The sequence below is a fragment of the Streptococcus sp. 27098_8_109 genome (assembly GCF_041432295.1).
GTDB lineage: Bacteria > Bacillota > Bacilli > Lactobacillales > Streptococcaceae > Streptococcus.
Map to the genome: position 1 here is coordinate 86597 of NZ_JAPVZJ010000006.1, position 14069 is coordinate 100665.

Genomic DNA, 14069 nt, shown 5'->3' on the forward strand with positions numbered 1-14069 from the left:
CAGTTTACCTCAGAGACTCTTTTACTTCCTTGCGTAGATTTTCTAGACTGCTGATACCATATTTATCCATAACCTTTGGTAAATTTTCGATGATGTCAGGACAGGCGTAAGGATTGGTAAAGTTGGCTGTTCCAACTCCAATAGCCGATGCACCAGACAGATACATTTCTAAGGCAGCTTCTGCCGAATCCACTCCTCCCATTCCAATTATGGGCAGGTCTGTTGTTTGTGCGACTTGGCGGATGAGTTTGAGGGCTACTGGAAAGACTGCTGGACCAGACATTCCACCTGTGCCATTGGCCAAGATTGGTTTTCTGATTTTGAGATCAAAGCGCATACCAACTAAAGTATTGATCATGGTTAAGCCACTTGCACCCGCATCTTCTGCAGCTTTTGCGACAGTAACGATATCGGTCACACTCGGGGTTAATTTGACATAAACTGGCACATCAGAGGCTTCCACAGCTGCTTTTACTACATCATAAGCCAAATCTGGGTCTTGACCAATCAAAAGTCCGTGATTACAGTGGTCAACATTGGGGCAAGAAATATTGAGCTCAATAGCCTTCACATTAGTTGCCTTGGAAATACCACTAGAAACGGCTACATATTCTTGTTTTGAAAAACCAGCTACATTGGCGATAATAGGAAGATTTGGATATTCTCTTTCCAGCCAAGGTAGCTTTTCAGCCAAAACAACCTCTAAACCAGGATTTTGCAAACCGATTGCATTGAGCATGCCAGCAGGTGTTTCTGCCACCCTTGGAGTTGGATTTCCAAAACGGGGTTCAAGAGTTGTCGCCTTGATCATAATAGAACCCAAAAGGTCTAAATCATAGTACTTGGCATACTCTTGTCCAAAACCAAAACAGCCTGATGCTGGAATAATGGGGTTTTTCAAGTCCAAACCAGGTAGAGAAACTTGTAAACGATTTGTAGTCATAATTTTCTCCTTATAATACAACTGTTCCTGTGCGGAAAACAGGACCATCTTCACAGACACGTTGGCTAACCGTCTCGCTTTCTGGCACTTTTAGGACACAGGCATAGCAGGCACCCATCCCACAAGCCATACGAGATTCCAGAGATAGATAGGCTCTTGGGTGGTCATAAAAGGTTTGATTGATATACTTCATCATTCCTGGAGCCCCACATGAGTAAACAGCATCAAATTGATTGTCTAAATCCTTGATAACAACGGAAACATTTCCCTTGATACCATAAGAACCATCATCTGTCGTTACAAAGACTTGACCATATTGAGCTAATTCCGTCTCTAAAATAACAGCATCCTTAGTCGCAAAACCGAGAACTGTCACTACTTTCACACCACGCGCATGCAATTCCTTGGCTACCTCAAGCAAGGGAGGAACACCAATCCCCCCACCAACAAGGAGAACCTGACTCTGCTCATCAAGATCAGACAAGTCAAAGCCATTCCCCTGAGGTCCCATCACATCAAGAGTATCTCCCTGACTTAAGGTTGAAAAAATAGCTGTCCCAGCTCCCTCAATCCTATAAATGAGATGACACTGCTTCTTTACCTTATCAATAGACGAAATTGAAATAGGACGACGCAAGAGATGGGCATCATCAGGCACGCGCAGATGAAGAAATTGGCCTGCTCGCATGGCTTCAACCATTTCCCCTTCTAGGACTAATTCAAAGATTGCTGGCGCGATTTCCTCCTGTGCAACCACCTTCATGGTTTCCAAACGAATGGCACCCAAACGTTTCTTACATGTGGGATTCATGACTTTTCCTCCTTAAATTTTAAGGGGACCAGACAAAGAAAAGACCTTGCTAGTGCAAGGCCTCAGTTAAAATCGTACAACACAAGAGAGCACACTCAAAAAGTCTCCTCTAGAAAATTGCACTATTCTTTTATCTGACACCTTGTGAGTCTCTCTGGACTCCCCTTAAAGGTTAAATTTTTATTAGTATACTCTTTCAGCTAAAAAAAGTCAAGTAGAAAACGAACATTCTACTTGACCTCACGAGATTATTTTTCACGAATGACTTCGACCTTGTAGCCATCAGGGTCTTTGACAAAGTAATAGTTAGGTGCAGTTCCTGGTAGACCATTTGGCTCAGTCACTTCATATCCTTTTGCACTGTGCTCTTGATGAAGAGCTTCAAGATCAGGTGTACTGAGGGCGATATGAGCAAACCCATCTCCTACCACATAAGGGCCGTGATCGTAGTTATAAGTCAACTCCAACTCATAGTCGTCACCTTCAAGACCTAGATAGACAATCGTGAAGGCATGGTCTGGAAAATCTCTGCGACGCAATTCTTTAAATCCAAAAGCATCTTGATAGAATGCAATTGATTTTTCAAGATTTTCTACTCGCAAGCAAGTATGTAGCATTTTTGAAGCCATATTTTTCTCCTTTATTTTTAAAAAGACTGGGACAATCCTGTTCCAGTCTTATCAGTTATTATTTACCAAGTTTTGCTTTCGCTGCATCTGCAAGAGCTGTGAAAGCTGCTGCATCGTTAACAGCCAAGTCAGCAAGCATTTTACGGTTAACTTCGATCTCAGCCAATTTCAAACCATGCATCAATTGTGAGTATGAAAGTCCGTTCATACGAGCTGCCGCGTTGATACGAGTGATCCACAATTTGCGGAAGTCACGTTTTTTCTGACGACGGTCACGGTATGCATAGTAGTAAGAGTTCATTACTTGTTCTTTTGCAGTACGGAACAAGATGTGTTTAGCTCCATAGTAACCTTTTGCTAATTTAAGAATACGTTTACGACGTTTGCGTGATACAACGCCACCTTTAACACGTGCCATGTTTTATTTCCTCCAAATATTTCCTAGAATTGTTTACTTACAGTCAAGCTATTATTTCAAGCGAGTAAGCATTGCTTTGATACGTTTGTAGTCTCCTGAATGCACCATAGATGCTTTACGAAGATGACGACGTTGTTTCTTAGTTTTTCCGTGGAAACGGTGAGAAGTGTAAGCACGGAAACGTTTAAGTCCACCAGAACCTGTACGTTTGAAACGTTTAGCTGATGCGCGGTGTGTTTTTTGTTTTGGCATGATTTTTTCTCCTTTATTTAACTTTCTGACAATTATTTTTTGTCAGTCGCTGGCGCCAATTGCATGAACATTTGACGTCCATCCATTTTAGCACGTTGTTCGATGATGGCAATATCTTGAGTTGCTTCAGCAAACTCGGCTAAAACTTTTGCACCAATCTCTTTATGGGTAATCATACGACCCTTAAAGCGAATAGATACCTTAACTTTATTTCCTTTTTCAAGGAATTTACGTGCATTGCGAAGTTTTGTATCAAAGTCACCCTTGTCAATAGTTGGACTTAGACGAACTTCTTTCACAGTAACAACACTTTGTTTTTTACGTTGTTCTTTTTGCTTCTTCTGGTACTCAAATTTGAACTTACCGTAGTCCATAATTTTTGCAACAGGCGGTTTGGCTTGGGGTTGAATCAATACTAGGTCAACATTAGCGTTATCAGCCAAAGCTTGCGCTTCACTGAGTGGCTTGATGCCTAGCTGTTCTCCTTCAAGACCAATCAAGCGAACTTCACGTACACGAATCTCATCATTGATGAATAAGTCTTGCTTTGCTATGGTTTTCACCTCTTTTGTTTTATTAGAGAAAAACAATAGCGGACTCGTAAATATACAAGCCCGCACGTTATGATAGCGTTTCTTAGAAACTTTTCATCCGTAGGGCCAGGCAACTTCATGTCACAAGGCGAGAAGCTCTCACTTCTGCTTTTCTCAACTTTTATATGATACCAAGTTTTCGAGCCCTTGTCAAGATAAAAAGTTATTTTTTTGAAAAGTTTCTGTTTATATTTTGGCTTTATATTTTGACTTGGTTTACGCATCAAAAAGAGAGAACCAAGGTGATTCCCTCTCTATGTTAGTTTTTACTTATTTTCCCTATAGGAAAGCTAGAATCTATTAAAAACTTCCTTTTTACGTGAACTTCCCCATCTTTCGATAAATAGAATCCCCACTAACAAAAGGATAATCAGGCAAGGAAGTAAGACCATTCCCATACTCCAATTCAGATTGACATTATCAATTTGCTTAGGTAATCTTCCAGATAAAATCTCCACTGAACGCAAGTAAGTAAAGGGAATCAGATGTGCAATCTTTTGGAGAGGCTGGATTGTTTGGATGCCAAACAATAAGCCAACAATCCCAATGAGTGAAAGAAAAAGGACAGGCATTTTTTGCTTGAAAAAGTAAGCAATCAAGTACACTACTTCCACAATGACGATAAAGGCTAAGAAAGCTAATAACAAGCCAGGAAATAACACATCTTGTATCTTTCCAATAGTTACCTCTTGATTCACTAAGCTATAAATCGGGTAGGGATAATCTAACTGTCCAAAACCACTTGTCAGACTTCCCACTAGAAAAGAAAATCCGCTGATTCCGATAAACAGCACAGTTACATAACCCACTCCAACTCCAAGAGAGGATATTGCAAATTTCACTTTTGAAAAAGGATATAAGTGAGCTGTATCCAGATGATTTTGATATCTTTCTGCAAATAGTTGTGTCAGCATAAAAATAATAGCAACCACAAACAAGCTTGGGATGATAAGCTCTAAAATCCAGACAATCTGATCAATCCCGTGGGTCGGATAAACTAAATTGTGGGCTTTTATGTTCAAGGGATATAGGGCTTGGTAAGTCTTTCGTTCGCGGTCAACCGCCATTTTTAAGTCAGAACTAGAAGTCGGTTGCTTCGATACAATTTCATAACTCTTTTCCTCATCTTGCCACTGCAAATAGTAGGCTTCTTTCCAGCGTCCTTCTCTTAACAAAGCCAGAATTTCTTTCTTTTGCGTCGAAAGATTTTTTTCCGATTCTAAATTAATTTTAGCACTCTGGTATTCCTCCGAGTTGGTATCAGATATTTGGGAGAGTTTCTCTTCATATTCATTGATGACTCTCTCATCTTTTACAAGACGGGTTTCCAACTCGCTCTCCAAGCTGAGTGAGTTTGCAGTCCGACTATTTAAATAAAAGGTAACACCGAGTCCAGATACAAATAAAGCTAAGATAATCCAGTTTAAGCGACTTTTGAAAACTTTTTTTAATAAAAATAGACTAACATCTTTCATAAACTAAACCTCTTCTATTTGCCCCTGGTGAATGGTTACTACTCTATCGCAGACATCAAGCAACTCTTCCTTATAGTGGGAACTTAAAAGAACCAGCTGTTCTTGTCTATCGATTTGTGCTAGCCTATCAAAAAACTTCTGTCGATAATACTCATCTAAGCCATTTGTAATCTCATCCATGAGCCAGCATTTCGCCTGACTGAGGAAGTACATGGCAATCACCAAGCGTTGCTTCATGCCTAAGGAATACTTACGAATGGGAAGGCTGATATAGTCAGACATTTCCCAATAGGTAATTTCATCCCCCAAGTTCAGCCCTGACTTCCAGATGTTCTTGATCAGGCGAAGATAGTCCATCCCACTTAAGTTTCCATCCAGCCATTCAATGCTTTCATAATAAAATAAAGAAGGAGGGGCTACAATATTTCCACTACTTATAGGAATTAAATTGCTAATGGCGCGGAACAGTGTCGTCTTTCCAGAGCCATTGATAGCAAGAATACCATAAATCCTACCCTTTTCAAATGTAAAATCAACATCTTGTAAGATGACTTGTCGCGTTTTTAAGGTCACATGAGTAAGTTGCAACATACCTAGCCCTCCTTTTTATCATTCTTTAAGGATTAATAGCCTCCGCTGTAGTAGTTTAGTACCACATAACGATCGTAATTCCAACCAGAACCAATTTTATATTCAGAATAGCAACTATAACGATACCATAACAGGGAATTAATATAGTTATATCTCTGGGAATTCATACTAGACTTATAGTAGATATTCCAATCATACCAATAAGTTTTAAGAACGCTCACAGCAGATATACTGGACTGAAAAAGACCAATAATCATAAACTAATTAAACGATTTTTACTAATTTTTAATGGTTTTATATCATTAATGTTGAATACGCTTTCATTATATCGTTTTTATCATTATTATGCAACAGATTTTTAGTTTATTTTACTAATATATAATATTTGTCCTTCCTATCGAACACTTTCGATTTTCCAATTTTTCCAACCTTTAAAGCGTATAGCTCCTTGCTGGTCAGTTCGGTAAACTTTGCTATTGATACCTTCCAGTCGTGTCAAAGTTTCCTGATGGGGTAGTTTCGTTCGATTGCTCTTTCCAACTGAGATGAGAGTCATCTCTGGTTTGAGCTGTTCTAGAAAGGCTGAACTTGATGATTTTTTAGAGCCATGTTGGCTAGCTTTCAAGACATCCACCTCTAAGTCAGGATAATGCTTCATCAAGGCCTTCTCCCCCTTCTCATCCAAATTTCCTGTGAAGAGAAAGTATTTATCCAAGAGTTTCCCGTATAGAACAAGGGAATCTTCATGACCTCCATCTCCCATTTTCCTTGGAGATAGGACTTCTAACTGACTTCCAAAAATTGGAAGGTTCTCTCCCATTGTCACACTGCGAACCTTTGTTTGAGTCGCCTGTAGTTCTACAACAAATTCCTTCTGTTTCAAACTTCCTTTGGACACTAAAATTTCGCCTACATGGAAAGCCTTGGTCACCCCCAACAAATCTCCAACATGTTCCTTGTCCGTGTTAGTCAAAATCAGCTGGTCAATCTTGGCTACTCCTCGACTTTTGAGATAGGGAATCAAGGTTCGCTGGGCATTGCTGGTCGTCGTCTTTTCTTGCCATTTTTCGATTTTCTTATCAGATTCTGCCTTGCCACCTACATCTATGAGAATGGTCTTCCCAGTTACATCCCGTAGGAAAATACTTTCCCCTTGCCCCACATCCAGCATGGTGATTTCATTTTCCAGTGGATGCTTGGTAAGGAAAAAGAGACCTGTAACCAATAAGCTCAATACCGTTAGCCTTTTAATGTTTTTCCTCAAATCATAGACCAAAGCCAAGGAAATTAACAATAAAATTAAAAGCCATGCATTGGGTTGTCCAAAGACTAGAGGCCTACTTGCCGCCTGTGATACCAAGCGAATCATCCCCTCCAACCATTCAAAAATAAAATTCAGCTGAATGACTGGATAGAGAAAGGAGAGGGCAAATAAGATGGACAAGAGCGGTAAAAAGACCAAGTCAAAAAGAAAGGAAAAGACAAAGGTCAAGAGGATGGACCAAGGTTGAAATTCCGCAAAATAGAAGGATAGAATGGGTAATATTCCCAAGGAAATGACTAGACTTTCTCTGGCAATAGCCTTAAGCCCCTCCTCTTCTTTGCTGGTCATGGTCAAGATAAAAGCATAAGCACATGACAAAACTCCTCCTGCAGTCAGAAAAAAGTTAGGCATGATGATAAAGAGGACAAGCACCGTCAAGGCAAAATTATCCAAGCCCTTAACACCATGTTGAGCCAGTAACTTTTGCAAGAGACTGCGAATGACTGAAGCTGAAAATCCTGTCAGACCAGCATAGATAAGGGAAAAGGGATAAGTCAGCCACTTCAACTTTTCTTGGGTCAATCCTAATCGCAAGAGTAGTTTCTTAAAGCCATCAATGAAAAAACCTACCTGCATACCCGATAAGGCAAAAAGGTGGATAATTCCTAGACTGGAATAAAGTTCATTCATCTCCTCAAAGTCGGTGTCTAGATGTCCTAATAGAAGCCCCGTCATGTAATTGCGCATAGGATCTGGAAAATGCGTCTTAATCCAAACTACAGCCTTTCGACGTAAACTGGACAGGTTTTCACCTATATCCCAACTGCCAACCTTTTGAAGTGACTGGATTTTTTTGATATTGAGAGTCTGGTAAATTCCCTGAGTTTTCAGATAAGCTTGGTAGTCAAAGCCACCAAAATTTCTCTGCCCTTCTGGCTCCGAAAGCTTCCCTTCTAGTCCTATCTCATGAAGATCTGTTAAAGCTTGAAAGGACTCTTTCTCCTCCTCGGATTGGAGTTTATAATAGACTTGAAAAATGCGTCCATCAGACTTGCCACGAAAGGACAAACTATCACCATTAACCTTAATAGTGTCAGGCAAAATCCGTACAATTTCAACAGAATCCGACAGATTTTGACTCGCTTGACTCTGTTGCCAATTTTGAAAAACAAACCAAAATCCAAAGACTCCACAAATTACTAGAACTTTTCCAGCAGATTTCCAAGGAAATTGGATAAAAAGACAGACTAGCAGAAAAACAAAGCCCAACAAAGCAAGATAGGATGCTGAGAAAATAGCGTAGTAAAGCCAAAGTAACAGGAAACTCAGGTAAATTAGAGGAATGGGGAACTTCTTAATCCACTGTAACATAGTCTTTTAACTTTTCTATGGTCTTGGCTCCAATACCAGAGACTTTCTTGAGTTCATCAACCGACTTAAATTTCCCATTTGCCTCACGATGGTCGATAATGTCCTGAGCTCGTTTTCCTCCCAGTCCCTTAACCTGTTTAAGCTCTTCCAGATTGGCCTTGTTGAGATTGACCTTCTTTTCCTTGCTTGTCGAAGAATCCGTCCCCGAACCAAACTGTTGACTAGTTGCTTCTTCTCCCTTAGTGGGAACGTAAACCAGAGCCTCATCACTGACTTTCTGAGCTAGATTGAGCGACTTGCTGTCTGCTTGCTCTGTCAAGCCACCAGCTTTCTGCACAGCATCATTGACCCGACTTCCAACTGGTAAATCATAAATCCCTGGTGATTTGACAGCACCTTTCACATCTACTGTGATTAGATCTTGTTCAAGGGGTTCTTCCTTTTCTTCCTTCTTCACTTCCTTTTCGGTTAATGAATCCTTGGAAACAGCTGCAACTTCTGCCTGCAAATTCGTTTCTTTGACAGGTGTGTGTGGAGCTGGCTTTAGCAGGAAAAATCCTCCTACAAGCAAGCCCAGACCAGTACAGATGACAATGATTTTATACTCTTTGATTTTTTCGATAATTGCTTCCATATTTTCTCCTCTCTTAGATTATTCGTAAGAGGAAGAAAAAACAGTTGAAAATTTCTTCTCAACTGCTTATTTATTTGCAAAATAGTCTTCCTTGGTCAAGACATAATGAACTCTTGTAACGATTCGGCCTTCTTCATGCTGGTCCATACAAGCATATGGTTCTGCATGGGAAAAACACATGCCTGATTTCTCCATGACCTTTCCAGATGCAGGATTGTCCTTATCGTGAAGGGCGGTCAACTTGTTCATTCCAATCTTCTCAAAAGCTAGCTCAATTACGGCACGATTGGCTTCTGTCGTCAATCCTTGATTCCAATACTTTTTATTGATAATGTAGCCAATAGCTGCCTTCTTAAGAACAGAATCAATCTTGTACAAATCAATGGTTCCAATAAACTGACCATTGCTTTTTAATTCTATTCCCCAGCGTCCCAAGGGATTGGTCAAGTAGAACTGAGCAATGCTATTCTTGGTTTCTTCCAAGCTTTGATTGGTTGGAAATGTGTAACGTGTATTATCCTTGTCTGAGGCATAGGCAAACATTGCTTCTGCATCATCCAAGGTTACAGGTCTAAGCAATAAACGCCCTGTCTCGACTGTGGGATGCTGAGTTAGTTTTAAAAAGATCGATTCCATACTTTTCCTCCATTTACAAATATTTTCTACAAGTCTAGCATAAAAAAGAAGTGATAACAAGAAGCGCGAACAAAGAATACCAGATAACTGATTCTAGAGCAGAGAGTTTTCTGGTCTTTGGAAGCATTTCTAAATGTTTCTTAAAATCAATAATTACATAATTCAGAGTCCTACTGACAATGAAGATTCATCATTTTTTCTTTCCTTTTTGGAATCTAGTATTTACTTTTTTTATGACATAAAGAATAAAACTTACCAAAATATCCAGTCCTATCAAAATTATAAATATTCTCCCAAACCAAATAAGCCAAAGGGGGGTGTATGAACTAGGACTAAAATAGCCTATATTATACATAATACCTAGAAATATTGAACAAAACAAAATCTCAAGGAAAATTCTAATTTTTGCTTTCTTTAAACTGAAACCCTTAAATAAATCTCGAAAAGTCTCTTTTTTCGTAGGTACATCTTCCCAATATTCCTTGCTTTGAGTTTTAAGATATAAAAGATAGGCGACTTCTGTAATCAATTGAGAAAATGCATAGCTGAAAAGAAGAGCTCCAAGAATTCCAAAAATAAGTATCAATTTACCTGAAAGTAAGGCAGCCAACATAGAAAGTCCAAAAATGATGTAAAGAGAGTTTCTACCATATGCATTAGATTTAGCAAAATAATTCCCCATTGTCCTATTTACAGAGAAACCTTTTTTTAACTGGCGTTTTAACCAGAAATATTGATAAATAAAGCCACAAACTGTAGAAATTAACAAAAATGGAATAAAAATTGGAGAATACTTAGGGAATCCAAGCGAAAATTCCTTCGTCGAGATTGATGTTACAAGAATTATCAGCATCATCATTTGTAATGAAAAGTATATTCCAATATAAACTATCATCAGAGAAAAGGTTGCTAAAATTTGTCTTTTATATGCAAACATTCCTGCTAATGGAATAAAAAAAGCAACAATTAAATAAAGTAAGAAGAAAATGAGAAGATCAAAAAACCAATAAGTTAATGGATTTATTAATAAAACCTCTTTTAAATACCAGGAAAAAACCCAAATAATTAAAGATAATATAAATACTCCTGTAAACGAAATAAACATCATACTTGCAGATGCGCGAGTGTTCGCTAAACTTTTAAAATAAGCTTTATTTAATTCTTCAACTTCTCTAACTGTTTTTTCTTTCACATTAACCTCCTAAATTGACCTAACTCTAAGTCCGTTTAATTAAAAATCACAGCTTAATCAGCTTATTCTAATTTTTCAATAAATTAAAAAATCTATAGAACTCGATCTTTCAATTAAATATCTTTATTTTCTAATTCTTTGTATAACTTTCTCAATATCATGCCACGTTTAATCAATTTGGTATTTAAAATAGTGCATACAATAAAATATGATGATAAAGTTAATACAAGACTAATATAATTACCTGAACTTATGAAAATAATTCCAGTCACTATTCCTATAATCAAAAAACAGAGCATCGTTATATATAATATTAAAACATTCCTTTTTTCTTGCTTTAAAAAGTCTTGATAATTTCTTAAATCAATTTGAAATTCTTCTAACTCAATGACACGATTTAAAACATAATAAAGGAATAGACTGCTACCAATACTAATGATAATATAAGCAAGGACCAAAGACAGCAACCGAAAATCTGTTGGTACTTTACCATTTTTACTTATACTTCTTAAAACACTATATAAAACAAGAGCAATTGAACTGTAACCAGTAAGAGCAGTTGCTCCATTGGTTTTATCCTTTGTTGAATATAACAGTTGATGATTTTCATTGTTATAGTAGACAGATTTTCCCTGATATATACCTAGGGCAATGAAATTTTTAGTGTTACTTTTCATAATTATCTTTATCATTTATAAGTTTTATACAGTTCATTTATGATTTTTCCTCTTTGGAAGATTTTATTATAAAAGAACATAAAATATATAGTCATAAATAAAACTGAAACAACTCCCCATGAAATGTTGCTATATGTGATAAAGAGGTATGCAAAGAATATTATAATTAGTGGTAATATGATAAGAGATAAATAAGTAAACAAGATATTTTTTCGTTCTCTTAACACAAAGTCCCTCATTGCTTTTTCCTCTAATTGAAGTTTTTCCACTTCTCTCTCACGATGGAAGGTCGCATAACAAACAACAAAGGCTATTATAAAGGAAATCAGGATGCCAATCATTAGAAATTGATATCTTCCCAGAATGGTTGAATAGTATTTGGAATTGACTTTTCCAATTATGCCATAAATAATCATGATCATGCTACTGCCAGCAGTTTCCAAAAAAGAAGTCTTTTTTCTTACTATGTATAAACTAGAATCTTTTTTATCAAAATAAACTGGATTTTTATCAATTGTTCCTATCGGAACCATATTTTTTAAATATTTTTTCATATATCATTTTCCTTAGTGGAATATTTTTTGTCTAACATATGAACTACTTTAAATCTCTGTATTGGTTTCGTGTTTAATAACAATAGAGGAAACATAAAAAATAAAATGGCTAAAAACAAAAATAAAAAATTAGAAGTCAATAAATAAACTATAGAAAAAAGCACTGGAAAAAGAAATCCCAGTAGTATGATGAGATGACTCTTCACTATATTTTTCTTCTCGTTTTTAAGAAAAGTTATCATATCAACGTTTGAAAGTACAAAAGGACTAATAATTAATTCTTCATTCAAAGCAGGTCTGTAGAGGAGTTTTGAGACAATGATCATTAGAAAAAAACCAAAAATCAAGGGCCAAAAACCACTGAATACCTGAATTTTACTTATTTCTCTTACAATCACATAAAGTATAAGTGTTGCTCCTGCTGAGAAAGCAACAGGAGACACTTTAAACTTTGTTTTAGAATGACCTAAGAACATCCTGCCTGTTTTCTTATCAAAAAAAACTATTTCCCCTTCAAAAGTACCAATTCCTACAAATTCAACGTCCTTTAACTTTATAATTTGCTTTTCGTCCAAGAGAATCTCCTTTTTTCTTATCTGAAGCATACTCAAACATAGCTTCTGCATCATCCAAGGTTACAGGTCGGAGCAATAAACGCTCCGTTTCTATAGATGGATACTGGGCAAGTTTTAAAAAGATTGATTCCATACGTTTCTTCCATTCAAAAGTACTTTCTATCAGTCTAGCATAAAAAAGGAGTTACAACAAGTTTTTCTTGATTTTTAAAGCGGTTTCATATAGAATAAAATCATCACCTTATTTTATAGAAAATTGTGATAAATCATTTATAACCCGTCAATAGAAAGGGAGTTTTTCTCTATGTTAATCGGAATTCCAAAAGAAATTAAGAATAATGAAAACCGTGTCGCCCTCACACCTGCTGGTGTCCACAGCTTAGTCGGTCGTGGTCATCGCGTCCTTATCGAAACAGATGCTGGTCTCGGTTCTGGCTTTACTGATGCTGACTATCAAAAGCAAGGAGCTGAGATTGTCGCTACTGCTGGTGAAGCCTGGACAGCTGAGTTGGTCGTGAAAGTAAAAGAACCATTACCTTCTGAATATGAGTACTTGCGTGAAGACCTGCTTCTCTTCACCTACTTGCACATGGCCGCTGCTCCAGAATTAGCAGATGCTATGTTGGAAGCAAAAACAACAGGGATTGCCTATGAAACTGTCCATGATTCCCAAGGTCAGTTACCACTCCTCGTTCCTATGAGTGAGGTTGCAGGCCGTATGGCAGTCCAAATCGGAGCTCACTTCCTAACTAAGCAAGCAGGAGGTTCTGGTGTCTTACTGGGTGGTGTGCCGGGTGTACCTAAAGGGAAAGTAACCATCATCGGTGGCGGTGTCGTAGGGACCCATGCTGCTCGAATTGCGCTTGGTCTTGGTGCTCAAGTAACCATCCTTGATATCAGTGCTAAACGTCTCTCCGTTTTAGAGGAGGTCTTTGGTCACCAAATTCAAACTCTCATGTCCAATTCATTTAACATCGAAGCCAGTGTGAGAGATGCGGATGTTGTTATTGGGGCGGTTCTCATCCCCGGTGCCAAAGCACCAAAATTGGTGACAGATAAGATGGTCAAGCAAATGCGTCCAGGATCAGTCATCGTTGACGTTGCCGTTGACCAAGGTGGCGTTATCGAGACAGCTGACCGTGTCACAACTCATGATGAACCCGTCTATGAAAAACACGGTGTGCTCCACTATGCCGTTGCCAACATCCCTGGTGCGGTTGCTCGTACTTCAACTATCGCACTAACCAATGTCACTCTTCCTTATATCGAAGCTTTGGCTAAAAAAGAATTTGTACAAGCAATCTCTGAAGATGAGGGGTTGCGTCAAGGTGTTACCACTTATCAAGGTTACTTAACCAGTCTCCCAGTAGCCCAAGGCCTCGATAAAAAACATACTCCAATCGATGAACTAGTATAAAAAATCTAATTATCAGATAAAAAAAGAGCAATTCCAC

General features: G+C 38.0%; 17 protein-coding genes, 1 pseudogene and 1 other annotated feature. Of the genes and pseudogenes, 1 reads left to right on the forward strand and 17 read right to left on the reverse strand.

Going from position 1 to position 14069, the window contains the following annotated elements; translation table 11 throughout:
* Nucleotides 1-4: 4 nt before the first annotated feature.
* The 17 genes and pseudogenes from O3664_RS03960 to O3664_RS04040 form a co-directional block, all read right to left on the reverse strand.
* Nucleotides 5-991: a dihydroorotate dehydrogenase gene (locus O3664_RS03960; RefSeq protein ID WP_371613660.1), complete on the reverse strand. Its 987-nt coding sequence runs from the start codon at nucleotides 989-991 to the stop codon at nucleotides 5-7.
* Nucleotides 954-1754: a dihydroorotate dehydrogenase electron transfer subunit gene (locus O3664_RS03965; protein ID WP_070478872.1), complete on the reverse strand. Its 801-nt coding sequence runs from the start codon at nucleotides 1752-1754 to the stop codon at nucleotides 954-956. Before O3664_RS03965 ends, O3664_RS03960 begins: the two co-directional genes overlap by 38 nt.
* 248 nt (nucleotides 1755-2002) lie before the next feature.
* Nucleotides 2003-2383 (reverse strand): VOC family protein, encoded by a 381-nt coding sequence (locus O3664_RS03970; protein WP_000157153.1) that lies wholly within the window; start codon nucleotides 2381-2383, stop codon nucleotides 2003-2005.
* Between the two features lie 58 nt (nucleotides 2384-2441).
* Nucleotides 2442-2801, reverse strand: a complete 360-nt coding sequence (gene rplT, locus O3664_RS03975) for a 50S ribosomal protein L20 (RefSeq protein WP_000124834.1) — start codon at nucleotides 2799-2801, stop codon at nucleotides 2442-2444.
* Between the two features lie 51 nt (nucleotides 2802-2852).
* Complete coding sequence (gene rpmI, locus O3664_RS03980; RefSeq protein ID WP_001125943.1) at nucleotides 2853-3053, reverse strand: 50S ribosomal protein L35; 201 nt, start codon at nucleotides 3051-3053, stop codon at nucleotides 2853-2855.
* 32 nt (nucleotides 3054-3085) lie between these two features.
* A complete protein-coding gene (infC, locus tag O3664_RS03985; RefSeq protein WP_000848180.1) occupies nucleotides 3086-3616 on the reverse strand; it encodes a translation initiation factor IF-3 in 531 nt (176 codons plus the stop codon).
* Between the two features lie 15 nt (nucleotides 3617-3631).
* Nucleotides 3632-3763: a sequence feature (ribosomal protein L20 leader region), on the reverse strand.
* 173 nt (nucleotides 3764-3936) lie between these two features.
* Nucleotides 3937-5121, reverse strand: coding sequence for a hypothetical protein (locus tag O3664_RS03990; protein WP_070527348.1), 1185 nt, complete (start codon nucleotides 5119-5121; stop codon nucleotides 3937-3939).
* 3 nt (nucleotides 5122-5124) lie between these two features.
* Entirely contained in the window at nucleotides 5125-5712 is a 588-nt protein-coding gene (locus O3664_RS03995; RefSeq protein ID WP_049491835.1) for an ATP-binding cassette domain-containing protein, read from the reverse strand.
* A 32-nt stretch (nucleotides 5713-5744) separates the two neighbouring features.
* Nucleotides 5745-5969 (reverse strand): hypothetical protein, encoded by a 225-nt coding sequence (locus O3664_RS04000; protein ID WP_261068756.1) that lies wholly within the window; start codon nucleotides 5967-5969, stop codon nucleotides 5745-5747.
* Nucleotides 5970-6106: 137 nt separating this feature from the next.
* A complete protein-coding gene (locus tag O3664_RS04005) occupies nucleotides 6107-8347 on the reverse strand; it encodes a DNA internalization-related competence protein ComEC/Rec2 (protein ID WP_371613661.1) in 2241 nt (746 codons plus the stop codon).
* On the reverse strand, nucleotides 8331-8981 hold the full coding sequence (locus O3664_RS04010) for a helix-hairpin-helix domain-containing protein (protein WP_371613662.1): 651 nt from the start codon (nucleotides 8979-8981) through the stop codon (nucleotides 8331-8333). The genes O3664_RS04005 and O3664_RS04010 overlap by 17 nt, the downstream gene beginning before the upstream one ends.
* A 66-nt stretch (nucleotides 8982-9047) precedes the next feature.
* On the reverse strand, nucleotides 9048-9617 hold the full coding sequence (locus O3664_RS04015) for a GNAT family N-acetyltransferase (RefSeq protein WP_033686638.1): 570 nt from the start codon (nucleotides 9615-9617) through the stop codon (nucleotides 9048-9050).
* A gap of 190 nt (nucleotides 9618-9807) precedes the next feature.
* Nucleotides 9808-10809: a hypothetical protein gene (locus tag O3664_RS04020; RefSeq protein ID WP_045597047.1), complete on the reverse strand. Its 1002-nt coding sequence runs from the start codon at nucleotides 10807-10809 to the stop codon at nucleotides 9808-9810.
* Between the two features lie 113 nt (nucleotides 10810-10922).
* On the reverse strand, nucleotides 10923-11486 hold the full coding sequence (locus tag O3664_RS04025) for a hypothetical protein (RefSeq protein WP_033686872.1): 564 nt from the start codon (nucleotides 11484-11486) through the stop codon (nucleotides 10923-10925).
* Between the two features lie 11 nt (nucleotides 11487-11497).
* Nucleotides 11498-12040 carry a hypothetical protein gene (locus tag O3664_RS04030; protein ID WP_033686639.1) on the reverse strand — a complete coding sequence of 181 codons (543 nt, stop codon included), beginning with the start codon at nucleotides 12038-12040 and terminating at the stop codon, nucleotides 11498-11500.
* Nucleotides 12037-12615 (reverse strand): hypothetical protein, encoded by a 579-nt coding sequence (locus O3664_RS04035; protein ID WP_045597045.1) that lies wholly within the window; start codon nucleotides 12613-12615, stop codon nucleotides 12037-12039. The genes O3664_RS04030 and O3664_RS04035 overlap by 4 nt, the downstream gene beginning before the upstream one ends.
* Before the next feature lie 13 nt (nucleotides 12616-12628).
* Nucleotides 12629-12748: pseudogene (locus O3664_RS04040) on the reverse strand (GNAT family N-acetyltransferase); the annotation flags it as partial.
* Between the two features lie 171 nt (nucleotides 12749-12919).
* Between O3664_RS04040 and ald the strand changes: the two are divergent.
* Nucleotides 12920-14032: an alanine dehydrogenase gene (gene ald / locus O3664_RS04045; protein WP_371613663.1), complete on the forward strand. Its 1113-nt coding sequence runs from the start codon at nucleotides 12920-12922 to the stop codon at nucleotides 14030-14032.
* Nucleotides 14033-14069: the final 37 nt, after the last annotated feature.

Bases quoted from the DNA above. Each gene is read 5' to 3' on its own strand.
- O3664_RS03960 (WP_371613660.1), bottom strand. From the start codon at position 991: ATGGTCCTGTTTTCCGCACAGGAACAGTTGTATTATAAGGAGAAAATT.
- O3664_RS03965 (WP_070478872.1), bottom strand. From the start codon at position 1,754: ATGAATCCCACATGTAAGAAACGTTTGGGTGCCATTCGTTTGGAAACC.
- O3664_RS03970 (WP_000157153.1), bottom strand. From the start codon at position 2,383: ATGGCTTCAAAAATGCTACATACTTGCTTGCGAGTAGAAAATCTTGAA.
- rplT (WP_000124834.1), bottom strand. From the start codon at position 2,801: ATGGCACGTGTTAAAGGTGGCGTTGTATCACGCAAACGTCGTAAACGT.
- rpmI (WP_001125943.1), bottom strand. From the start codon at position 3,053: ATGCCAAAACAAAAAACACACCGCGCATCAGCTAAACGTTTCAAACGT.
- O3664_RS03990 (WP_070527348.1), bottom strand. From the start codon at position 5,121: ATGAAAGATGTTAGTCTATTTTTATTAAAAAAAGTTTTCAAAAGTCGC.
- O3664_RS03995 (WP_049491835.1), bottom strand. From the start codon at position 5,712: ATGTTGCAACTTACTCATGTGACCTTAAAAACGCGACAAGTCATCTTA.
- O3664_RS04000 (WP_261068756.1), bottom strand. From the start codon at position 5,969: ATGATTATTGGTCTTTTTCAGTCCAGTATATCTGCTGTGAGCGTTCTT.
- O3664_RS04005 (WP_371613661.1), bottom strand. From the start codon at position 8,347: ATGTTACAGTGGATTAAGAAGTTCCCCATTCCTCTAATTTACCTGAGT.
- O3664_RS04010 (WP_371613662.1), bottom strand. From the start codon at position 8,981: ATGGAAGCAATTATCGAAAAAATCAAAGAGTATAAAATCATTGTCATC.
- O3664_RS04015 (WP_033686638.1), bottom strand. From the start codon at position 9,617: ATGGAATCGATCTTTTTAAAACTAACTCAGCATCCCACAGTCGAGACA.
- O3664_RS04025 (WP_033686872.1), bottom strand. From the start codon at position 11,486: ATGAAAAGTAACACTAAAAATTTCATTGCCCTAGGTATATATCAGGGA.
- O3664_RS04030 (WP_033686639.1), bottom strand. From the start codon at position 12,040: ATGAAAAAATATTTAAAAAATATGGTTCCGATAGGAACAATTGATAAA.
- ald (WP_371613663.1), top strand. From the start codon at position 12,920: ATGTTAATCGGAATTCCAAAAGAAATTAAGAATAATGAAAACCGTGTC.